Annotated in this window: 17 protein-coding genes; 5 read left to right on the top strand and 12 right to left on the bottom strand. The window is 58.3% G+C overall.

Going from position 1 to position 22691, the window contains the following annotated elements:
• Nucleotides 1–2: 2 nt before the first annotated feature.
• Nucleotides 3–3212, bottom strand: a complete 3210-nt coding sequence (locus DX909_RS19605; protein ID WP_128546907.1) for a SusC/RagA family TonB-linked outer membrane protein — start codon at nucleotides 3210–3212, stop codon at nucleotides 3–5.
• A gap of 249 nt (nucleotides 3213–3461) precedes the next feature.
• Between DX909_RS19605 and DX909_RS19600 the strand changes: the two genes are divergently transcribed.
• Nucleotides 3462–3983 carry an MOSC domain-containing protein gene (locus tag DX909_RS19600; RefSeq protein ID WP_128546906.1) on the top strand — a complete coding sequence of 174 codons (522 nt, stop codon included), beginning with the start codon at nucleotides 3462–3464 and terminating at the stop codon, nucleotides 3981–3983.
• Here the strand turns inward: DX909_RS19600 and DX909_RS19595 are convergent.
• Genes DX909_RS19595 through DX909_RS19585 form a run of 3 tightly spaced genes read right to left on the bottom strand, consistent with a single transcriptional unit; the run spans nucleotide 3950 to nucleotide 6203 of the window.
• Entirely contained in the window at nucleotides 3950–4624 is a 675-nt protein-coding gene (locus DX909_RS19595) for an HAD family hydrolase (RefSeq protein ID WP_128546905.1), read from the bottom strand. The genes DX909_RS19600 and DX909_RS19595 overlap by 34 nt on opposite strands.
• A 4-nt stretch (nucleotides 4625–4628) precedes the next feature.
• Nucleotides 4629–5015: a VOC family protein gene (locus tag DX909_RS19590; protein ID WP_128546904.1), complete on the bottom strand. Its 387-nt coding sequence runs from the start codon at nucleotides 5013–5015 to the stop codon at nucleotides 4629–4631.
• Nucleotides 5016–6203 carry an MFS transporter gene (locus tag DX909_RS19585; RefSeq protein ID WP_128546903.1) on the bottom strand — a complete coding sequence of 396 codons (1188 nt, stop codon included), beginning with the start codon at nucleotides 6201–6203 and terminating at the stop codon, nucleotides 5016–5018.
• Between the two features lie 140 nt (nucleotides 6204–6343).
• On the opposite strand from DX909_RS19585, the gene DX909_RS19580 reads away from it, so the two are divergent.
• Nucleotides 6344–7192 (top strand): helix-turn-helix transcriptional regulator, encoded by an 849-nt coding sequence (locus tag DX909_RS19580; protein WP_128546902.1) that lies wholly within the window; start codon nucleotides 6344–6346, stop codon nucleotides 7190–7192.
• A 2-nt stretch (nucleotides 7193–7194) separates the two neighbouring features.
• On the opposite strand, the gene DX909_RS19575 is transcribed toward DX909_RS19580, so the two are convergent.
• Nucleotides 7195–9324, bottom strand: a complete 2130-nt coding sequence (locus DX909_RS19575) for an outer membrane protein assembly factor BamB family protein (RefSeq protein WP_128546901.1) — start codon at nucleotides 9322–9324, stop codon at nucleotides 7195–7197.
• 51 nt (nucleotides 9325–9375) lie between these two features.
• Here DX909_RS19575 and DX909_RS19570 point away from each other — a divergent pair, with 51 nt between their 5' ends.
• Nucleotides 9376–10764, top strand: coding sequence for an L-serine ammonia-lyase (locus DX909_RS19570; protein WP_128546900.1), 1389 nt, complete (start codon nucleotides 9376–9378; stop codon nucleotides 10762–10764).
• A gap of 60 nt (nucleotides 10765–10824) precedes the next feature.
• On the opposite strand, the gene DX909_RS19565 is transcribed toward DX909_RS19570, so the two are convergent.
• Nucleotides 10825–11235: a VOC family protein gene (locus tag DX909_RS19565; protein ID WP_128546899.1), complete on the bottom strand. Its 411-nt coding sequence runs from the start codon at nucleotides 11233–11235 to the stop codon at nucleotides 10825–10827.
• Between the two features lie 182 nt (nucleotides 11236–11417).
• On the opposite strand from DX909_RS19565, the gene DX909_RS19560 reads away from it, so the two are divergent.
• Nucleotides 11418–12491, top strand: a complete 1074-nt coding sequence (locus tag DX909_RS19560) for an AI-2E family transporter (RefSeq protein ID WP_128546898.1) — start codon at nucleotides 11418–11420, stop codon at nucleotides 12489–12491.
• 26 nt (nucleotides 12492–12517) lie between these two features.
• Here the strand turns inward: DX909_RS19560 and DX909_RS19555 are convergent, their stop codons facing one another.
• The 3 genes from DX909_RS19555 to DX909_RS19545 all read right to left on the bottom strand — a co-directional run bounded on the left by DX909_RS19555 (nucleotide 12518) and on the right by DX909_RS19545 (nucleotide 16098).
• Nucleotides 12518–13039 (bottom strand): dihydrofolate reductase family protein, encoded by a 522-nt coding sequence (locus DX909_RS19555; protein ID WP_128546897.1) that lies wholly within the window; start codon nucleotides 13037–13039, stop codon nucleotides 12518–12520.
• 58 nt (nucleotides 13040–13097) lie between these two features.
• Complete coding sequence (locus DX909_RS19550) at nucleotides 13098–13949, bottom strand: AraC family transcriptional regulator (protein ID WP_128546896.1); 852 nt, start codon at nucleotides 13947–13949, stop codon at nucleotides 13098–13100.
• A gap of 187 nt (nucleotides 13950–14136) precedes the next feature.
• A complete protein-coding gene (locus DX909_RS19545; RefSeq protein WP_128546895.1) occupies nucleotides 14137–16098 on the bottom strand; it encodes a glycoside hydrolase family 127 protein in 1962 nt (653 codons plus the stop codon).
• Nucleotides 16099–16374: 276 nt separating this feature from the next.
• On the opposite strand from DX909_RS19545, the gene DX909_RS19540 reads away from it, so the two are divergent.
• Nucleotides 16375–17469, top strand: coding sequence for a glycoside hydrolase 5 family protein (locus DX909_RS19540; RefSeq protein ID WP_206513022.1), 1095 nt, complete (start codon nucleotides 16375–16377; stop codon nucleotides 17467–17469).
• A gap of 212 nt (nucleotides 17470–17681) precedes the next feature.
• On the opposite strand, the gene DX909_RS19535 is transcribed toward DX909_RS19540, so the two are convergent.
• The 3 genes from DX909_RS19535 to hisC are packed head-to-tail and all read right to left on the bottom strand — an operon-like array spanning nucleotide 17682 to nucleotide 22687.
• A complete protein-coding gene (locus DX909_RS19535; protein WP_128546894.1) occupies nucleotides 17682–21032 on the bottom strand; it encodes a UvrD-helicase domain-containing protein in 3351 nt (1116 codons plus the stop codon).
• Nucleotides 21033–21064: 32 nt separating this feature from the next.
• Nucleotides 21065–21595: a hypothetical protein gene (locus DX909_RS19530; RefSeq protein ID WP_128546893.1), complete on the bottom strand. Its 531-nt coding sequence runs from the start codon at nucleotides 21593–21595 to the stop codon at nucleotides 21065–21067.
• Nucleotides 21596–21619: 24 nt separating this feature from the next.
• On the bottom strand, nucleotides 21620–22687 hold the full coding sequence (hisC, locus tag DX909_RS19525) for a histidinol-phosphate transaminase (RefSeq protein ID WP_128546892.1): 1068 nt from the start codon (nucleotides 22685–22687) through the stop codon (nucleotides 21620–21622).
• Between the last annotated feature and the right edge of the window lie 4 nt (nucleotides 22688–22691).

The raw sequence follows: 22691 nt of genomic DNA, 5'->3' as shown, positions 1-22691 counted from the left end.
CGTCAGAACGTGAACCGGAGGTTGACGCCGTAGCGCTTCGTGGTCGGGATGGCGACGAGGTCGAAGCCCTGGGCGTTGCCGGCTCCGAGCGAGTTGACTTCCGGATCGAAGTTCATATACTTCGGGAAGTTGGGCGCCTTGTACCAGAGGTTCCGGCCGCTCAGCGAGAGGGTAGCCGAACCGAAGGGCGTCTTGCTCAGCCATGAAGCCGGGAGCTGGTAACCCAGCGATACCTCCCGGAGCCGGAATACCGTCGCGTCGAACACCCGGAACTCGTCGGCCGTGCCCTGGCTGCCGCTGAAGGCGCCTGTTCCGAAATAGTATTCGTTGACCGAGATGGGAATGTTGTTGGGCTGCTTCCGGCCGTCGGCTGCCAGGATGGGCTGTTTGGTGTTGGGGTCACCCAGCACGCCCACCGGCACCAGCACCTTGTTGCGGTCTTCGTTGTCGCGCGTGACGCCCCGGCTGAGCATTTCGGAAACGGAAACCGAGAGCAGGTCACCGCCCTGCCGCCAGTCGAACAGGGCGCTCAGCGTCAGGCCCTTATAGGTGAAGGTGTTCGTGACGCCCAGCGTAAATTTCGGGTTCGGGTTACCGACCGGTCCCTGGCGGTCGGCCAGGATGGCCTTTCCGGTGGCGGGGTTGATGAGCAGGTTGCCTTCGTCGTCGCGGAGGTAATAGCTGCCCCGGATCAGGCCGTACGGCTGCCCGACGATGTGCATGCTCCCGATGGTATTGGTCGAGTTGGCCTGGCTGTAGAACAGTTCGGTGGCTCCGCCCAGGTCCAGGACGAGGTTGCGGTTGCGCGTAAAGGCCGAATAGATGTTCCATTTGAACCCGTTGGCGAGCTGAATCGGGGTGATGTCCAGGCCGACCTCGATTCCTTCGTTCTTCACCTTTCCGAGGTTGACTACCCGCGTCAGGTAACCCGACGACGGCGCCACGTCGACCGTAAAAATCTGCGACGTGCTGATCTTCCGGTAATAGGTCAGGTCGATGCCGATGCGGTCTCTCAGGAAGCGGAGTTCCGTCCCGGCCTCGAATTCCCGGATAAACTCCGGTTTCAGAGTCGCGCTGCCGAGCCGGTTGCTGTAGGTCATCAGGTTGACGCCGTTGAATGGCGTCGTGATGTCGACCGGTCCTGGGTGCGTAAACGACGGGTTGATGTTGAAAACCGTCTGGGTCTGATAGGGGCTGGCTTCATTCCCCACGACGGCGTAGCCTACGCGCAGCTTCCCGAACGACAGCAGGGCCGGGTTGGTCTTGAACAGCTCGGTAAAGATCAGCGAACCGTTGGCTCCGGGATAAAAATAGCTCCGGCTCCCTTTCGGCAGGGTAGAGGAGATGTCGTTGCGGGCCACCACGTTCAGAAAGGCAAAATTGCGGTACGACAGCTGAAAATCACCGAAGAAGGCAAGGAACCGCTGCTTGATGAGGTTGCCCCCGAAGGTCTGCTGAATCCGGGTGTTGTCGAGGTCGTTGATGCCCGGCACGATGATGCCGTCCCCGAAGACCACCTGCCGGTCCGTCAGACGCTGGTTGATGTTCTGACCCAGAATGGCCCGCAGGCTGAAATCCGGGCTCAGGTCCCGGGTGGCTGTGATGAGCAGGTTGCCGTCGAGTTCCTGGCGGTAGATGTTGTCGTCGGTGACGTTGCCGTTCGGGTAAATCTCCCCGTTCTTGCCGTTGATGCTGCGCCGGCGGTCGGTGTAGGCGTTGAAGCCGGCCGTATACTGCACGTTCAGCCAGGAGAAGGGATCGAAGCCGACGGTGAACTTCCCGAAATACCGGTCCACCTTGCTCGTGAAGGGGCTGTTCAGCACCGACCAGTAGGGATTATCGATTCCGACGCGGTCGTAGACGCTGCCGCCGTTCTGGGGGTTGGTGAAGGGGTAGTTGGTCAGGTCGTAGCTGGTCGGGGTCCAGGGCAGGATTTCGATGGCCGAGGGGCCGTTCCCGATGCTGGAGGTCAGCTGGGGTGAGCGCTGGTCGATGTTGACGTAGGTCAGCGAGCCGTTCAGGTAGAAGCCGTTGTCGAGCTGGGCGTTGCCGCCGACGTTGAAGCTGGTCCGGTTGATCCGGTTTTCGGGCACGATCCCTTTGTTGGCGGTTCGGGAGAAACCGGCGGTGATGCCGGCTTTTTCGCTTCCGCCCGAAACGTTCAGGGCGTTTTCGTAGACGAAACCCGATTCGTAGAACTTCTCGAAGTTCTGCTGGCCGAACGGTTCATATTTTACCTTTTTATTGGCCAGTTCCGGAAAAACCGCCGGGAGCCGGACGCCCACCGGGTGCAGGATGGAGTCGATCTGGGAGTAGGGCGCGCCCCAGCTTCCGAACACGCCGTAGCGCGTGTCCCACTCGGTGCCCTGGCCGTAGGTGGTCTGAAACTCCGGAGCTTTCGCCAGTTTCTCGTAGGAATACGAGGTGTTGTAGGCGATTTCGAGCCCCTTGCGGGTTTTCTTTTTGTTGTTTTTCGTGGTGATGATGATGGCGCCGTTGGCCGCCCGGGAGCCGTAGAGGGCCGCAGCGGCCGCGCCTTTCAGGACGGTCATCGACTCGATGTTGTTCGGGTCGAGGTCGAAGGCCCGGTTGGTGAAGCTGGCGCCACCCTGCTGACCGCCGTCGGTCAGGAACGACGAGTTGTCGAATGGAACCCCGTCGACGACGAACAGGGGCTGGTTGTTGTTGGAAAGCGAGGAGTTTCCGCGGATGGTGATGTTGGTAGCGCCCCCGGCGACCCCGCCCGACCCCTGGATGTTGACCCCGGCCACCTTGCCCGACAGCGAGCGCAGCGGGTCCGGCTCCGAAAGCTGGGCGATCTTGCTGCTGCTGATGGTGCTGACCGAATAGCCCAGCGCTTTCTTCTCCCGGGCGATGCCGGCCGCCGTTACCACCACCTCGCTGAGCTGTTTGGTATCGGGAGAGAGTTCGACATTGACCGTGGTTTGCGAACCAACCGCGATCTCGACGGTTTTAAATCCGATGGAGGAAAATACCAGTGTAGCCGATTCGGCCGGTACGTTGATCTGGTAATCTCCCTGGGCGTCGGTAACGGTTCCGGTGCTGGTGTTGCCGCGGATCGATACCGTGACACCGGGAAGGGCGGTCCGTTCTTCAGCCGCGACGACCTTGCCTTTGACGGTCCTCTGCTGACTGAATCCGGTAAGTGGTAGAAGCAGCAGGCCGGCTGCCAGAAGTAAAAGGTGCTTCATAGAAAGTGGTTAGGTTCGTTGAAAGTTACGCAGTGTAAATATTTTGCTGTTTTCAGAAAATCGAGTGGAAAATATTAAAATAAGGTTGAAAACAGAACTTAAATTTGCGGATTATTAAAAATTTAAAACAAAAACACTTAAAAAGTAAACCTAATTTTTAAATCTGTGAATTTTAGGAATAGATGGCTTCCGGCAGGGAAATGAACGGCGGAGGGTTGAGGCCGGGCCGGAATGGCAGACGAAGGAACGATGGAAACACAGTTGAAGACCCTGATGAATACCTTTCCCCGACCGGGTCGGGTGGCATGGATCGGCATTCGGCCGGAACGGCATGAACCGGTGAAGGTGATGGAGGAAGTGGAAGTCTCGGAGCGGGCCGGCCTGGTCGGCGACCATTACGGCGGCCGGAACGGAAATCGGCATATTACGCTGATTCAGGCGGAACACCTGCCCGCCATTGCCGCGCTGGCCGGCCGCGAATCGGTAGACCCTGGCCTGCTGCGGAGAAATATCGTGGTGGCCGGCCTAAACCTGCTGGCCCTCAAAGACCAGCAGATTCAAATCGGCGAAACGGTGATCCTGAAGATAACCGGCCCCTGTCATCCCTGCTCCCGGATGGAAGCCAACCTCGGGCCGGGCGGGTACAACGCCATGCGCGGCCACGGGGGTCTGACGGCCCGGGTTCTACAGGGGGGCCGGATTCGGGTTGGTGATACGGTCGTCGTTCTGCCCGAAGATCAGGCCGAAACCGAGCGGGCGGAAAGGCCCTGAAAACGGGCGATGTCGAATTCGTTAAAATCCCGGATGACCTCGTCGGCCCCGACCGCCAGTAATTCCTCCGCCGGTTGGGTCGTACTCAGACCGATCACGGTGGCCCCGGACCCTTTACCGGCCCGGATGCCCGTCGAGGAGTCTTCGAACACCACCGCGTCCTGCGGTTCGACGCCCAGCAGGCTCATGGCTTTCCGGTAGATTTCCGGGTCGGGTTTGGGATGGGTCACCAGGCTTTCGTCCAGCAGCACATCGAAGTAACCTCGCAGGTCGAGGGCTTCCATCACAAAATCGAGGTTTTCGACCGGTGCCGAGGTAGCCACCGCCGTTTTGATACCGGCGGCCTTCAGGGCCTTTAAAAACGCCACAAGACCGGGCACCGGCGTAATGTGCGGGCGGTACAGTTCGCGGAACAGGGCTTCCTTGTCGTAAGCCAGTTGCCGGGCTTCCTCCGGCGAAAGCGCCCGGTCGGGGAAGAGGTGGGCCAGAATGTCCAGGTTGTGTTTGCCCGATACATACCGGACAAAATCCTCGTCACTCAGCGTTTTTCCGTATCGGTGGTAATATTCGCGCCAGGCGATCCGGTGGTGGGGGTTGGTGTCGACGATGACACCGTCCATGTCGAAAATGGCTGCTAACATATTCTTATATCGTTATTTCGATCCGGTTTTGTTCCGGGTCCAGTACTACACTTTCATAATAGCCGTCGCCGGTGGTGCGCGGGCCGTCGGCCACGACGTATCCATCCTGCCGGAGCCGGTCGGTCAGGGCGTCGACGGCTTCCCGGCTTTCTAACCTCAGGGCGAAATGGATCAGGCCGGTTCGCTGGGCGATGGGGTCGCTCGCATCGGCCGGGATGTCGGCGCGGTGCATCAGTTCCAGCCGGCAGCCTTCCCCGAAGGACAGAAAATAGGAAGTGAAGCCTTTCTTCGGATTGTGGTACCGCTCTCCGGCCACCGCCCCGAAATAGGTTTCATAAAAACCGCGCATCCGTTCCAGATCGCGCGCCCAGATGGCAAGGTGGGCAATCATCTACAGTTTTACTTTTAGGGTAAGAACGGCGGTCAGGATCAGCAGCAGGGCCACCAGCCCCAGGCCGTAAGCCATTCCGTAGGCTTCGGCCACGAATCCGATGACGGGCGGCCCGGCCAGAAAGCCCACAAAGCTGAAGCTAGCAAAGGTAGCCAGGCCCGTCGCCGGCGGAATGCCGGGAATCCGCATGGAAGCTGCATATAGGATCGGCGCGCCGAGCGAACTGCCTGCGCCGAGCAGGACGAAACCCGTCAGCACCGGAATGGGGCTGGGCAGGGCCACCGCCAGAAGCAGGCCCGAAGCCGCCACGAGGCTGCCGAGGCCCAGCAGCCGCCGGGCACCGTACCGCGGAATGATCGTGTCGCCCATAAACCGCCCGAGGGTCATGGCGAGCGAAAAACTGCCGAAACCGAGGGCGGCAATCTGGCTCGTCGCCCCGGCCGACTCCCGCAAATAGACCGCGCTCCAGTCGAGCGCCACTCCTTCACCCATCGCCAGGGCCAGCCCGATCAGGATCATCAGAAACAGCATCAGGTTCGGCCGGACAAAAGCCGTCTGGGAGCCGGAATGGGCCTGGGGTGGTATGGCCGCCAGAATGGGACGCATGGCAAGGGTGAGCGTCAGGATGGAGGCAATCATCCCCAGGATGTGGACCGGGGGAGGCAGGTGAAAGGCGATCATGACGCCCGCAATCAGCGACCCGATCATCCCGCCGAGGCTCCACATGCCGTGGCAGGACGACATGATGGAAATACCGTGTTCGCGTTCCACGTCCGTGGCGCAGGTGTTCATCGCCACGTTCAGCAGGGCGCTGCTCAGGCCGATGAAAAACAGCCCGGCCGCCAGTACCACCATGTTCGGGGCATTGATCGGGAACAGGGCGCTGAAACAGAGGGCCAGGGCGCTCAGGAAACAGGCCCGGGCCGCCCCGATCCGCCCGATGATCCAGCCGGTCATCGGGTTCATCAGGATCAGCCCCGCCGGCAGTCCGAACAGGGCCAGCCCCAGTTGGGCGTCGGTCAGGCCCAGTTTCGCCTTGACGTACGGAATATGGGCCACCCAACTGCCCAAAAGCAGGCTTTCCGAAGCAAAGACAAGCCCGACGGCGCGGGCCTGGGGAAGCGTAAAGAAGGTCTGGAGACTTTTTCCAAGCGTCGGCCTGGACAATTCATCAACGGTTGTATTCATGGTGCGATGTCTTTCGATCGGCTTTACAAAGGTACGTCGCGGCTGAACGGAAATCCTTTGTTTAATTACCCACTTTTTGTGCTGTATTGACGGGATTAGCGGGAAACCGGTTAAATTTGTGTTAACTGAGCACAGCCTGTATGAAGCTGCAATTCGAAAAAATCGAGCCGGAGTTCGGGAGTTCCTTTCGCCTGATCCACCACACCGAGCCGGACAGCTGCTGGGTGTACTGGCATTACCACCCGGAATACGAAATCGTTTTTGTCCCCTACGGCAACGGCAAGCGGCATGTCGGACATCATATTTCCACCTACGAAAACGGCGACCTGGTATTCATGGGTCCGAATTTGCCCCACCTGAATTTCAGCCACGGCATCACCGGCGCCTTCGAGGAAATCGTGGTGCAGCTGAAGGAAGATTTTCTGGGAAAGGATTTTCTGCTGAAACCCGAGATGGCAGCCATCCGGCGGCTGTTCGACCGGTCGCACCAGGGCATCTCCTTTTTCGGGGAAACCAAACGACGGGCCGGTGAAAAGCTGGCAGCCCTGCCCGGCCTTTCTCCCTTCGAGCGGCTGATGACCCTGCTCGATCTCTTTCAGCAGCTGGCGGTTTCGAATGAATACGTCATTCTGAATGCGCAGGGCTTTTCCCTCGACCTGAACGGCCGCGAGCAGGACCGGATCAATCGGATCTACGGCTTCGTCGAGACCCACTTTTCGCAACCCATCGCCATGCAGGAGGTGGCTTCGCTGGCGGGAATGACCGTGCCGGCCTTCTGCCGGTATTTCCGGAAAATGACCCAGATGACCTTTACGGATTTCGTCAACGAGTTCCGGATCACGCAGGCCCGCAAGCTGCTGGCCGGCGACCGCAGCGTGACGGAGGTCTGTTTCGAAAGCGGCTTCAACAACCTGTCTCACTTCAATAAGGTGTTCAAACACCGCACCGGCCAGACCCCCGGCGACTACCGGAAAGCCCTGTTTCCCTGACCTCAGGGCAGGGCGTAGGCCACGTAGCTGTCGCCCTTGCGGGTGCCGAGCTTGGTGCCCCCGCAGGCCACCACCACGTATTGCTTCCCATTGACCTCGTAGGTGCTGGGCGTGGCAAAACCGGGGGCCGGCAGATCGGCCTGCCACAGGATTTTTCCCGTCCTTTTGTCAAACGCCCGGATGGTGCCGTCCTTGCTGGCCGCGATGAACAGCAGCCCGCTTTTGGTCACGACCGGCCCGCCGTAACTCTCCGCCCCGGTGGCCGGTATGCCTTTGGCCGTCAGTTCTTTCAGCTCCCCGAACGGCACCTGCCACAGATGCCGGCCGGTGTTGAGGTTGATGGCCGTCAGCGTGCCCCAGGGAGGCCGGATGCCGGGATAGCCCTTGCTGTCGAGGAACTTGTTATAACCGTTGAATTTATAGGGAACGAACGGCCCTTTTTTGCCCGAAGGCGCCGAAGCGGCCTCTACTTTCTCATCTCCGAAGAGGAAGGAGGTCAATGCCTGCTTATCCAGTTCGGAGAGGGAGGAGAAGCCCGGCATCATGCCTTTTCCGCTGGAAATCAGTCGAGTTACATAATCCCGCTCCCGCCGTTGCCCGATGTTGACCAGCGACGGATAACCGCTGGCCGGATTGCCTTTCCGGTCGGGGCCGTGGCAGGCCGAGCAGTTCATGGTATAAAGCCGGTGGCCGGGGCTGAGGTGGGCCAGTTCCTCCTCCCGGGGTGTTTCGCGCAGGCTGAGCAGCCAGGCCATCTCATTGGCGTTGACATACATGATGCCGTCGGGGTCCACGGCGGCCCCGCCCCATTCCGCCCCGCCGTCCAGACCCGGATAAACGAGGGTCGGGGTTTTGCCCAGCGGCTGGAACGGCCCCACTTTCGCCCGCCGGAACGTCGCCAGCAGCGAGTCTTTGTTTTCGGCATAGGGGTTCAGATCGGCTTCGGTGATGGTTTGCCGGGAGAAGGGGGCGGGCAGGGTCGGAACCGGCTGCGTCGGCCAGGTCGGTTCATCGGGCAGGTCGGATTTCGGAAAAGCCACTTCCTGAATCGGGAAAAGCGGTTTGCCCGTCACCCGGTCGAAGACGAACACGTGACCCGATTTGGTCACCTGCGCCACCGCATCCACGTTTTTACCGTCCCGGCGCACCGTCACCAGATTCGGGGGTGCCGGCAGGTCGCGGTCCCAGACGTCGTGATGGACGAACTGGAAATGCCAGAGCCGTTTACCGGTTCGGGCGTCGAGCGCCAGCAGGCAGTTGGCGAACAGGTTCTGGCCCTTGCGGTTGCCGCCGAAAAAGTCGAAAGCCGCCGAGCCGGTCGGCACGAAGAGGATGCCCCGCTGCCGGTCCACGGACATCCCGGACCAGCAGTTGGCCCCGCCGACGTCGGTATTCTTATAGGTGTCTTTCGGCCAGGTTTCGTAGCCGTATTCCCCCGGCAGCGGGATGGTCCGGAACACCCAGGCCAGCTTGCCGGTGCGGACGTTGAACGCCTGAATGTAACCCGGGGCCGCGTCGGCGCCTTCCGACAGCCGCAGCGGCATGATGATGAGGTCGTTATAGATGGTGCCCGGCGTGTTCGAGATCACGAACTTGTCCTGGGCCGTAGGGCCGAGGCCCGCTTTCAGGCTGACCTTGCCGTTGGTTCCGAAACCGGCAATTAACTGGCCGGTCCGGGCGTCGACGGCGCAGAGCGAGGAGCCGATGGTGAACAGAATGCGCTGGTCGGCCGCGGCCGTTCCCTTGCCGTCCGACCAGTAGACGACGCCCCGGTTGGTGTTCAGCCCGCCGGCGCCGGATTCCGCATACCGCCATTTTTCCTTCCCGCTGGCGGCATCGAGCGCAAACACCCGGTTGGAGGCCGTGACGCCGTAGAGGGTGCCGTCGACGATGATCGCGTTGCACTGCACCTGGCCCGAGTCGCCCGAGTGGTATTCCCAGGCTACCTTCAGCCGGCCGACGTTCGAGGCATCGATCTGATCGAGAGGGGAGTAGTGGTTCCGGTCGGGGCCGCCCAGGTATTCGGGCCATTCCCGGGAGGGCGTATCGGGTGGGTTGGAGGTGGTTATCAGACGGGCCGCGCCGAGCAGCGAAGCCGTGAGCAGGGCAACGGGAAAAAGGAAACGTTTCATCCGGTTCAGGAAAAGGGATTATTTCATTACTTTGGTGAAAGTTACAAGTTCATGAATAATTCCCCAATCACCACCTCCATTTTCGATCTGTTCAAGATCGGTCCGGGGCCTTCGAGTTCGCATACGATCGGTCCCATGAAGGCGGCTTTTGATTTTCTTCAGCGGCTTGGTCAACTACCGGAAACGTCCCTTCAACAGGCCGCCGACATTCATGTGCATCTCTACGGTTCGCTGAGCGCCACCGGAAAAGGACACGGCACGGACCGGGCCGTGGTGGCCGGACTGCTCGGCTGGAAACCCGATACCACCGACCCGGTTGCCCTGCTGGCCCTGCTGAAGGACCCGGCGCAGACCTACCCGGTCCGGGTGGGGGAGCGCGAATTTGGTGTCGGACCGGAACACATTCATTTCGAACGGAAACGCTATGATTCGCCCTACGCCAATACGATGGTGATGCGGCTGGCGGGCTCCGGGCCGGATGGTGGACCGCTCACCTTGCTGGAAGAAGAATATTATTCGGTCGGGGGCGGGTTCATTCTGCGGAAAGGGGAGGAACAAGCCGGTTCATCGGGGGCTCTGCCTTATCCGTATGGGACCATGAAGGAATTGAAGACCCAGCTGGACGACCATCACCTGACGCTCGAACAACTGATGCTGGCCAACGAGATGGCGCTGACGGGACGGACCCGGAAGCAGGTTTTTCAGGATATCGACCGGATTCTGGACTTCATGCATAAAGCCGTCCGGCGCGGGCTGCGCCACAGGGGCATCCTGCCCGGTTCGATCCGACTGCATCGGAAAGCGCCGGTGCTCTATAAACAGGCCTGCGGGCTGGCCCACTCGTCGGATCGTTTCCTGATTTTTCTGAACGCCTACTGTCTGGCGGCTTCGGAAGAGAATGCGGCCGGCGGCATTGTGGTCACCGCGCCGACGTCGGGCGCTTCGGGCGTCATACCCGGCCTGACCTACCTGGCCCGCCATCACTTTCACTATGACAGGGCGGTGCTGCGTTCGGGGATGATGGCGGCTGCGGCCGTCGGTTTTCTCGTCAAACACAACGCGAGCATTTCGGGAGCCGAGATGGGCTGTATGGGCGAGATCGGAACGGCTTCGGCCATGGGGGCGGCCTTCCTGACCCACTGCGCCGGCAAATCCATCGACGCCATCGAGGCCGCGGCCGAAATCGGCATCGAGCATCACCTCGGCATGACCTGCGACCCCATCGGCGGGTATGTCCAGATTCCCTGCATCGAACGGAATGCCATGGGCGCCGTCAAAGCCTATAACGCCTTCCTGCTGGCGACCTCGGGGCTGCCGTCTCATCAGAAGATTTCGCTCGACGCCGTGATCAAGGTCATGAAGGCCACGGGCCGGGACATGTCGACCAAATACAAGGAAACTTCGGAAGCCGGTCTGGCCCTCAGTGCCACCGAGTGCTGAGGGAAAAAACAATCGCCCGGCTCATGCGGTCGGGCGATTTGTTATGGCAAAAGGTTGCATTTAATTCTTGGGAAGGTCGTAATTGAACATCCAGTTCACCCCAAACCGATCCGTACACATTCCGAAGCGGGCGCCCCAGAAGGTATCCTCCAGCGGCATCGTGACGTTTCCGCCTTCGGAGATCGCCCCGAACACCCGCTCAATTTCATCGCCGGAGGTCAGATTCAGTGACAGGCTGCAATGGGTGCCGGGCTGTACCGGAAAATCCGGCATGCTGTCCGACGCCATCAGCACATTATCACCGAAACTCAGAACGGCGTGCATCACCCGGTTTTTGGCGGTTTCGGGAATCTCCATCGGCGACTCACCAAAACGCTGCATGTACTGGATTGTGCCGTTCAACGCCTGGCTGTAGAAATTCATGGCCTGTTCGCAGTCGCCATTGAAGGTCAGATAGCAATTGAGGTTCATAAGCGGGATCATTTGAAGTGGAAAGGAAGGAATATTTTGACGGCTCAAATGTATAATATAGTTGTGTTATTTTTTCTCCGATCTATCAAATTTTTTTATCAGTTAACTTTTAGTTAACATATAGGCCCAAAAAACAATTGAACCCGGATTTTGATTGTATAAGGCAACACCATTTGAAATCCATGTCTACGATCTATACACCCCGCCAGCAACGTATCCTGCTGATCGTCAGCCTTATCATCATAGCAGTATTTGTCTTTCTCGGACTGCGTCAGTACACCATAGCCTTGCTGGGCTCCGGAATTTTCTATGTAATCTTCCGGCCGTGGTTCCGATTCCTGGTGAAAAAAAAGAAATGGAACCGCCTGCTGGTGACCATTTTACTGATCCTTTTTTCGGTGATCGTCATCATCATGCCTTTTTTTGCGCTGAGCCTCCTGCTGGTGAACCGGATTCAGTATTACAGTCAGAATTCGGGTCAGATACTCCAGCTCATCGACAAAATGGAAAAGGCGACGGGCATCACCCTCACCGACCAGAAAAACATCCAGTCGCTCGTGCAGCAGGGAGCCGGTTTTGCCAGCCGGCAGTTTCCGTCCATCCTTAGCGGAACCCTCGACGTGATCATCTCGCTCGGACTGCTGTATGTCGGGCTGTACTTCATCTTTATGGATGAGGAAAAATTTCTGAAAGGGCTACGCCGGTACCTGCCCTTCGATAACGACACGCTGGATGAACTCGGGGAGGATCTGAAAAACATGGTGAACGCCAACATTCTCGGCCAGGCGCTGGTGTCTCTGGTCCAATCCATCCTGACCGGCCTGACGCTCTGGATTTTCGGCGTCCCGGATGCGGCTTTCTGGGGAACGGTGGCCTTTTTCTTTGCCTTCATCCCGATTCTGGGAACGCCCATCATCTGGGGTCCGGCCGGCATTCTGATGATTTCCCAGGGGCAGACCGGAAACGGCGTCGGGATTCTCGTGGTCGGGGTCATCGTCATCATCAACGTGGATAACCTGCTGCGGGTCATCCTGGCGAAACGGATGGGCGACGTTCACCCGTTCATCACCCTGACCGGCATTGTGCTGGGGGTGCCCGTCTTCGGCATTCTGGGTCTGGTGATCGGACCGCTGCTGCTTTCTTACTTCATCGTTCTCTTCAAAGTATTTGAACGCCAGAACCAGCGGCTGCGGGTCGAGGCCGTCCGGGACGACGAACGGGTGGAAGCCAAAGCCGGAAAAACGGCCGACCGATGAAGAAAAAAGGCCCTTCAGGGCTTTTTTCAATTCTCCGGAAGCTTCTCATAATGCAGCTCCACCAGTCCGTTTTCGAAGGCATGGCTGCGAACGAAACGGAACGACTGCCGCCTGTGGGTCGGCTGAATCATCGGTATTCCTTCCCCCAGCAGAATGGGGTGGATAAACACCCGGATTTCATCGATCAGCCCGGCTTCGAGCAGCAGCGCGTTGATCTGCCCTCCTCCCACCAGAAAAAGGTCTTTCCCGCTCTGCTCCTTCAGGTTTTTGACAAACCCGGCGATCTCCCCCGAAACGAACTCCACATAGGGTGCCTGCGGGCGGTCGGTTCGCCGGGTAAACACGAAGTTCCGGGTGTCTTTGTAGGGAAAATCTCCGAAGGACTCGGTTAGTTTGTAGGTTTCGTATCCCATCAGGGTGGTATCGACGGTTTCCATGAACTTGCCGTAACCGTAATCTCCTTCGGCTAAGAGCCAGTCGATTTCGCCGTTCGGACCGGCAATGTAAAAGTCCAGACTGGTGGCAATGAACAGTTTTACTTTTCTCATGTGGCGCTGATTTGGCCACAAAAGTAAGCCGCCCCGGACCGTCGGGATTGTATAAAAATTACCTGTTGGGCGTATACGTCTCCAGCCCGGCCCGGATGTAGCAGGGGTCCTGCGGATCGATGTTTCCGGCCAGAACCTGATCGCGGTATTGACCGGGGGTAAGACCGCTCAGGGATTTGAAGTGGTGATTCAGATGGGCCTGGTCGAAAAATCGGTGCCGGTAGGCCAGCCCGGTCAGCGACTGCCGGGGATTCCGGGCCAGATCGGCCGTTACCTGGTTGAACAGCCGCAGGTGCAGAAACCGGCCCGGCGACAGACCGACGTATTTCCGAAAAGCCGCCGTGAGAGATTTTTGACTGATCCCCAGATGGTTGGACAGTTCTTTCACCATGCCGTCGTGCCACGGGCGGTTTTGGAGATATTCGACCGCGAAGGCCAGGTAGGCCGGAACGTCGCGGCTTTCCAGCCGTTTCTTCAGAAATCGTTCGAGAACCGCCAGCTTCTGGACCGGCTCCGAAGCCTCTCTGAGCCGGCCGACGAGTTCCGAAGCCGCCTTTCCGAACAACGCATCGATTTCCAGCACCCGGTCGGTCAGTTCGAAGGCCGGGATGCCGGTCAGGGGTTGAAGCGCCCAGGGAAGCAGAAAAACGCCGAAGGATTCATGCCGGCCCATCGTAACGGTCCGCATCGGGCGGGTGTAAATCGGCGTAACCCATCCCTCCCGATCCCGGACCAGCGGCTGTTTTCGGTGGTCGTAAACGGAAAAGTGGTCGGAAAAACTGAACATGAATTCGTGCTGAAGCACCGGAAGACCGATGTCCTGCTGCACGAAAGAATCGGCGGAGATCAGCCACAGTTTGTCGACAAACAGGCGAAGGCTGGGCGCAGGTTCTCGGACGACGACGTTCATCGGTTAAAAAGGATTCGTTACTTCAACCAACCGGACGGACCGCGGGTTCCGGCATACCTCAAGTGTCTGATATTAAAAAATAGTTACAAGAGCACCGTTACTTTCCTGCGCCTGTTCCGTCTTAGTTTATTTTGTGCCCCTTCCCCGACTCTGAAAAATAGTTGGGTAAATTTTCAAAGTTGTTGATTTATTTGCTCACCTGCCCGAACCAGACCGCCATTTCGTTGGCTCCCCGGTTACACCAGGCATAATAAGGGATCAGGGTCATGGTTTTGGCTCCCGTGCTTTTCAGGACCGTTACCCCGCCCAGCAAATCGTTCCGAAATTCCGGCGTGAAGGTCTGGTTCGGGGCTACGGTCAGGTTCAGGGCCTGGCCGTGGTTGTCGGTTCCTTCGGCACAGTAGACGATGGGGCCGCGCTCGACGGCAATCCGTCCCTGATCGGCCTTTACTTTCGGGTTGGCCATCACCTGCCGGACGGCCATATCGAAGGTCAGCGTCACGACATCCCCCGGTTTCCAGGTTCTCAGAATTCGAAGGTATCCCTGCTCCACGGTCAGCGGTGTCTCCTTTCCGTTGATGGTCAGGCGGGGTTGCGTATTTCGGTTATCGGCGTAGCGGTAGAGGTCGCCCGGCATCGGCTCATTGCGGGCCCAGCCCGGAATCCGGATTACGAGCGGGAAAGACACGGCCTGTTTGGGAGAAACGGTCAGTTTGACGGTGCCGTCCCACGGAAAACCGGTCTGCTGACGGAGGCTGACCGGCGTGTTGTTCAGAGTCTGTTCGGTCTGGCTGTCGATGAAAAGATTGACAAACAGCTCATTATTCCGCAGGGCGTAAATGTAGCCGGGCAGGGAGGGCAGGAAGCGGGCGACGTTGGTAGGGCAGCAGCTGACCCCGAACCAGTCCGACCGACGGGCCGGCTCCCCGTTACCGAAATCCCGTTTGCCGTTCGAGGACATCGGGTTCACGTAGAAGAAGGTATTTCCGGCCAGCCCGACACCCCCTAGAAAGCCGTTGTAAAGCACCCGCTCGAACACGTCCATGTACTTCGATTCGCCGGTCAGGAGAAACAGGCGGTGGTTCCAGAAAAGGTTGGCCGTGGCTGCGCAGGTTTCGGCGTAGGCCGCATCGTTGGGCAGCACATACGGGTCGTCGAAAGCCTCCCCGTTTTCGCGGGCGCCCACCCCGCCGGTAACATACTGCTTTCGGGTGGTGGCGTCGTTCCAGATTTTTTTCAGGGCTTCGGCATAGGCCTGGTTTTGCTGAAGGGCCGCCAGGTCGGTCATCCCGGCGTAGAGATACTGCGCCCGTACGGCATGGCCGACCGCTTCCGTCTGCTGCGTGACGGGTTTATGATCCTGAAAATAGGCCGGGCCGAGGTTGTGGGCGTCCAGAAACAGGGGCCGTTTGTCGGAGCGGCCTCGCATATCGACGAAAAACCGGGCGAGGTCCAGGTAGCGTTTTTCACCCGTGACCCGATACAGGCGCACCAGCCCGATTTCGGTTTCCTCATGCCCCGGCACCACGATCAGCTGACCCGGCCGGGTTCCGAAGGTTTTGACAAGGTGGTCGGCGTTTTTGACGGCGATGTCCAGCAGCGACCGCTTGCCCGTTGCCTGAAAATGGGCAACGGCCGCTTCGTAGAGGTGCCCGACATTGTAGAGTTCGTGACTGCCGTTTTCAAACGAATACCGGGTAGGCCCCGCGGTCCAGTCGACCAGGCCGGTGCTGTCCTTATGGATGGTGCGGAAGGTGTAGAGATAGCCGTCCGGCTCCTGAGCCGCGGCAAACAGGGTGATGAGGCTGTCGAGGTAGCGGTCCAGACGGGCGTCGTATTTCAACTGGAGGGAATAGGCGGCTCCCTCCACCACTTTGAACACGTCCGAATCATCGAACCGGACGCCCCGGAAGGTGCCTTTTTTCAATCCGCCGGCTACCGCAAAGTTGTCGATCCGGCCGGTTTCCTCGCATTTGGCCAGGACATGGGGAATCGTGACGTTCCGGACGGTTTCGAGCCGCGTATTCCAGAAACCCGGCTGCATCTTTACCTGAGCCAGCAGGACGGGAACGATGGGGTAATCCTGCGCATATCCCGAAAGGGAGCCGATTATCAAAAGCAGGGCACTGAGCCGGAGGCTGCGTATCATGGTTGGTTGGATTTGTTAGTTTTCGGTAGAGAATATACCGGTCGGAAGATACTTTCTGGTATTAAAATTGTGTTATATCGGGTAAAAAGATTCACCATTCAATAATCAGGAAACCGGTTCCTAAAAAGATGGCATGAATCTGGATAACGAATAATTAGGTTAGCATAGTGCGGATTAAACGGATGTTAACCTAACGGGTCTAACCGGCATATAACCTATGAACGGCAGGCCAGATTGAGGAATCCCAAAAATTTGCGACCGAACCGTAACTAACTTATGAATACCTACGCAATTTCGTCGGTTTCGACCGACCGGGTCAAAATGATCGCCCGGACGCTGCCCTCCGGCCAATGGACCGAAGAACAGGCTCACCTCTGGCACGCGGAGCAGCCTTATTTCAGCGGCAGCAATTTCGTCCCCTCCACGGCCATCAACCAGCTGGAAATGTGGCAGGCCGAAACCTTCGACCCTGAAACCATCGACCGCGAACTCGGCTGGGCCGCTTCGCTCGGTTTCAACACCATGCGGGTGTTTCTGCACTACCTGGTATGGCAGCAGGACCCCGAAGCGTTCAAAGAGCGCATCGACGAATATTTGAACATTTCCATGAATCACGGCATCCGGACGATGTTCGTCTTTTTCGACGACTGCTGGAATCCCAACCCGCAGCTGGGTCCGCAGCCGCATCCGAAGCCGGGCGTACACAACTCCGGCTGGGTGCAGTGCCCCGGTCAGAAGGAAGTGTCGGACGTCTCGCTCTATCCGGTATTGCAGGGCTACGTGCAGGATATTCTGCGCAGCTTCGCCCACGACGAACGGATCGCCATCTGGGACCTTTACAACGAGCCCGGGAACTCTAATCACGTCAATGAATCGGTGCCCCTGCTGCGGAACGCCTTCGAATGGGCCTGGGCGGTTCGCCCGTCGCAGCCTCTGACGGTCGGCATCTGGAATTTCTCGGAAGAATTCGACCTGCTGAACACGCTTTCGCTGTTTTACTCGGACATCGTCAGCTTCCATCATTACTGGGAGGTTCAGGATATGGAGCGGATCATCCGTCGCTGCCGGGCCTACAACCGCCCGGTGATCTGTACCGAATACATGGGCCGGACCACCGGCAGCCGGTTCGATACGCACCTGCCCGTTCTGCGGAAGCACAACGTCGGGGCCATCAACTGGGGCCTGGTCAGCGGTCGCAGCAATACCATCTTCCCCTGGGGCTCGCCCGAAGGAACGGAGGAACCCGAAACCTGGTTCCACGACATTTTCCGGGCCGACGGAACCCCCTACTGTCACCATGAGGTCGCCGTGATCCGGGAAATCACCGGCACCGTGAAGGTCAGTTCCGTCGAATTTCTACTTACCGCCTGATACTCAACGTTCATACATCCGAAATGGCTCACCCCTAATCCCCGGCCGGGAATTAGGGGTGACTTTTTTAGGGGTGTCATGATGGGGGGATCAAGCGACAACGCTTTATGGATTCATCCATGCCCAAGTGAATTTGAAGAGGATTGACTGGTAATTCAAACCAGTCAATGACCGGCGGCCACCCGGGAACTGGACTGATGCCGGGAAAATTTTCAGGAAAGCCGGATAATCTCCGGTCCGTCCACCAACACCAGCCAGCCTTCGACCGCCGGATAGCCCATCTGCCGGTACAGTTTGAGGTAATAGGAGAGGGTGGAACGGTGTTTTTCTTCGGGTGGGCAGCTGAGGTAGTTGACCAGAAGGACTTTGTCCGGAAGATGGACGACGCGGTTCGGGCCGCTTTTCTGGCCGTTTTTCACCAGAATCCGCCGATTGTTCTCGGACTTAACGGTGTTCGAAAAGAGGAGTGAAAGATCCGGGTGGGTCAGGATGTGCTCCAGGCGGGTTTGCAGGTCGTTCTGCTCGGAGGCCCGGAGTTTACCTTCGGCCACCATCTGCCGGATGGTCCGATCCATGGTTTCGGTGGACCGCATCATGGTCAGGGCGGTGCAGACTTTTTGCGCCCAGTCCCGGCTTCGTTCGACCCTATCTTCCCCAAAGGATCGCTCCACCCGTCGAAGTTTCAGGGCCTGAACCCCTTCCCGGTTTCCAACGACCACCGGCAGCGAATCGCCCGGCTGGTTCCGCGAATGGCGGTCTCCCGGCCTGGTCGGACAGTCGAAAAGCACATAACTGAGCCGGCCCTCCTCCCAGCAGCAGTTGCCCCGGAGGTCGTTCAGGTAATTGAAAAGCCAGAAGTCGATGCCCTGTGCGTTTTTAGGCTGGCCGTCCTTGTTGGCGGAATAATCCTGTTTGGCCGAGAGGATGTAAATGCGGTCCGTCGGGCGGGTGAATGCCACGTACAGCATATTCATGCACTCCACAAAAACCCGGTATACTTCATCTTTGTACTGCGGGCCCAATGGGGTGTCGTCCAGCCCTTTCTGAATGGTAATGGAAGTGGTTTGGAGCCGCCTGCTTTCACTGCGGACGTCGCCGGGGATGGTCAGTTCCTGCATTTCCCCGAGCGGTTCCAGATCGGCCCACATCGTATCGCCGTTCCGCGGTTTGAACGACCAGTCGGCGTAGGGGATGATCACCACCGGATATTCCAGCCCTTTCGATTTGTGAATCGTCTGAATGGTGACGGCATTGCGGTCGGCGGGAGTGCTGACGGAAACCTTTTCCTGGGCGGTTTGCCAGTAAGCCAGAAAATCAGCTAAGTGACTGCTATACCGACTGCTATATGTCAGTACCTCATCTAAAAATCGAAATAAGTAGGCGCATTCCCGCTCATTGTCAAACAGATCGAAATAGTCGGACAGCTTCTCGGACAGTTCGTAAACGCTGAGCTGCTGCAACTGGACGGCGTCGAGCCGTTCCTTCCCGAGTTTGGAGAGGTAGGTGAACACCTGTTCGACATCTTCGGCCCGGGCCATATCGTCCATGAACTGCATCAGGTCTTCATTCGGTGCCGCTGGGTTGACGATCCGGTGATACAGAAACAGCATGTCATACCGGACCATGCGGTTTTCGGGCTGATGGAGCAATTGCAGCAGGGCCACCAAAAAACGGACCCGCTCGGAGGATTGCAGGGTCAGCGAGTCTTCCGAAATCAGCGGGATGTCGTTGGCTTCGAAGTGGTCGGCCAGCAGCCGGGCGTTTCGTTTGAAGCGGCAGAGCACCGCAATGTCTCCGAAGGAGTAACCTTCTTCAACGGCTTTCCGGATGTAATGCAGGGTCCGTTCCACCATCTGGGTATTGAAATCCGGCTCGTCGGTTTCGGCTTTGGCGGCAAACCGATCTGGTTTTTCGATGAAGTCGACCTGGACGTGGCCCTGAATACCGGCTTTCGAGGCTTTCTGCCGGAATTCCTCGTCGAACACTTCCGTCACCTGGCTGAACTCGGTACCGGTATAGGATTCGGCCAGAAAGTGAAAGAAGCTGTTGTTGAACTCGACGATGGACTCCGCGCTGCGCCAGTTGGTCGCCAGGCGGTCGGGAATGAGGTAGTTCCGCAGGCCGGAAAGGCGTTCGAGCGTCAGTTCGCTTTCCTCATGAGCCGACAGCAGCAGGTCGAGTTTACCGCTATGCAGCGACACGATCTGGTCCATGTCACCGCCCCGGAAGCGGTAAATGGCCTGTTTGGCGTCGCCCACGGCCAGATTGAAGCGCTGGTAGGCCAGGTTATTATCGATCAGAGGCAGGAGGTTGACGAACTGAAGCCGGGAAGTGTCCTGAAATTCGTCGATCAGAATGTGGTGATACTTCTCTCCCAGCCGCTCGTAGATAAACGGAACCGGCTCTTCGGTAACGATCCGGACGATCAGCCGGTTAAACTCGGAGATGTGAATCCGGTTCTGTTCCCGCAGCAGGTCGTCGCATTCCTGCTTCACCTGTTTCAGCAGGGCCACTTTCTGCAGGTGCTGTTCCACGGCCTGAAACGTCAGGTACCGTTGGCGGTTTTCGGCCCTGATCTGCTCGATTTCTTCAATGAGGGGGCGCAGACGGTCCTTCAGTCCTTCGATGGCCAGCTGGTCCGGAGTCAGGTTCTTTTTGCCGGAATGCCAGACGTCCTCCTCGATGGCTCTCCGGACGTAAGAGTTCGGGTCTTCGGGAAAACCGGCCGTTTCGGCCCGCTTTCTGAAATAACCGGGAACCCCCTTTTCGCCCTGAAAGAACGATTTTTCGGCGATGCCGGCCTGCCGGATCATTTCCTGGCCCTGCCGGGCCAGCCTTTGAATGTCGGCTTCGATATGCCGCAGGTGGTCGCGCAGGTTGCGCCGGATGGTTCGGAAATGGCCCGGGTTAAGGTCTTTCAGCTTCTGCACCGAATCGTAATTCCGGTCGCCGAGCTGGCCTTTGGAAAAGTCCGCCAGACTGCCCGCGAGGCTGTACCAGCTCCGGCCTTCCGTCGCATTTTCGAGATAAAATTCTTCGAGGGCTTCCGAAAGATACCGGTGATCCTCCTGTCCGACCTTCTCCAGCAGGCGGTCGATGGCGGTTTGCAGTACGGCGTCGGTATCCATTTCGACCTCGAAGCTGTAGGGCAGTTCCAGGTCTTCGGAAAAGGCCGAAACCACCCGCTGCACGAAGCTGTCGATGGTCAGGACCGAAAAAGCGGAATAATCGTGGAGAATGGTATGGAAGGCCGCCCGGGCCCGGGCTTTCAGGTCGACGGCTTCAATGTCAAGCTCATTTTTAAGTTTGGAAAACAGGGAGTTCTCATCTCTGACAGCTTTCTCCGGATCGGCGTCGGCCAGTATTCGAAGTTCCTTCAGAATCCGCTCCTTCATCTCGTTGGCGGCCGCATTGGTGAAGGTAACCGCCAGGATGTGTTTATACTGGTGACTTTCAAAAGGTTTCCCAAGCTCGGTCCGGTCGCGCAGGGCGAGCTTCAGGTACTCTTTCGTCAGAGTATAGGTCTTTCCCGAGCCGGCGGAGGAACTGTAAATTTTGAACATACCCTAAAGGTAGTACGGAATCGGCGACCTTCCTACAGGTTCAGCCGAACGCCCAGCCCGGACTGGAGGCCGAAGAAAAAGGGGGACGGCAGCACCTCGACGTACAGGCCGGTTTCCAGAAAAATGGAAAACGGTTTGTTCGGCATAAAGTATTCCAGCCCGGCCACGCCGGAGCCGCCCAGCGAGGTTTCCGGCACGGATTCGTTGATATTCCGGTCGGGGAAGTACGCCCGGCGGTTGATCTGTCCGCCGAAGCCGTAGTAATAATGCAGCGTCTGGGATTTGCCGATACCGCCGTGCCAGAGGTAATGCCCCTGAATGCTGAGCCCGACATTTCTGTACCGACCTCTCCGATAATCCCGGCGGGTGCCGTAAACCCCGCCGTAGGTGCCGATATTTACGTCGAAGGCCTGGTTCTCGCCGAAATATTTCCGCACATTCAGACCGGCAGGTTCACCGATCCGGAAACCTACGGCCCAGTTATTGGTCTGGGCCCGGGCCGATAAGGAAAAGAATAGCGCAATGAGGGGCAGGAGGGCGGCCCGGAGGAGCAATCGTTTCATACTTTTTAATGGGTTGGACCTCGGTCAGGCACCAATGGTCACGGTTTCATAAAAGGCCTTCAGCATGGACAGAAGCTGCTCGTTTTCCTGCCCGGTTCCGACGGTAATCCGCAGGCAGCCTTCGCACAGCCTGACCCGATGACGGTCGCGGACGATGATCTGCCGGCTGATGAGGTAATCGAAAATGGCCCTGGGATCGTCGAATTTTACGAGGAGGAAATTGGCATCCGAGGGATAAACGTGCCGAACCAGCGGCAAATTGAGCAGGTTGCCGATTAATTCTTCACGCCGGGCCAGCGTGCGGTCCACCATTTCGTTTTTGCCGGACACGTTTTCCAGCGCCTGAAGAAGCAGCTGCTGGGTAGGGCCGCTGATGTTGTAAGGCGGTTTGATCTTGTCCAGGATACGGATCAGTTCCTCGGAGGCAAAAGCCATTCCCGAACGCAGGGCCGCCAGTCCCCAGGCTTTCGAGAAGGTCTGAAGCACCACCAGGTTGGAATATTGATCCAGCAGAGCGATAAAAGACTGGCTATCAGCAAAGTCGATATAGGCTTCGTCCACGATAACCAGGCCGTCAAATGAATCTAACAGCGTTAGAATATCGTTTCGGTGGATCAGATTGCCCGTGGGGTTGTTGGGGGAGCAGACGAACAGCAGTTTGGTATGGGGCTGCACCGCGGCCTGCACCGCCGGCACGTCGATCTGAAAAGCGGGGGTCAGCGGCACCCGGATGACCGGTACGTCGTTGATGGCCGCGCTCACCTCGTACATACCGTAGGTGGGCGGCAGAATCAGGATGGAATCCTGACCGGGGGTACAGGTGGCCCGCACCAGCAGGTCGATGGCTTCGTCCGAACCGTTCCCGATGAAAATCTGGCCCGGCCGGACGCCCTTGATCGGCGCCAGCCGCTCCTTGATGGCCTGCTGGTGCGGGTCCGGGTAGCGGTTATAGGCTTCGGTCGTGACGGAGCCGTAGGCATTTTCGTTGGCATCCAGAAAAATGCCCTCCTTGCCCGTATACTCGTCGCGGGCGGAGGAGTAGGGCGTCAGGGACCGGATGTGGGAACGGAGAACGGTATCTAACTGAAACATAGGT

Source organism: Larkinella soli (assembly GCF_003703975.1).
Taxonomy (GTDB): domain Bacteria; phylum Bacteroidota; class Bacteroidia; order Cytophagales; family Spirosomataceae; genus Larkinella; species Larkinella soli.
Note: the sequence above shows the minus strand (reverse complement) of the source record. Positions and strands in the feature narration are given on the sequence as shown.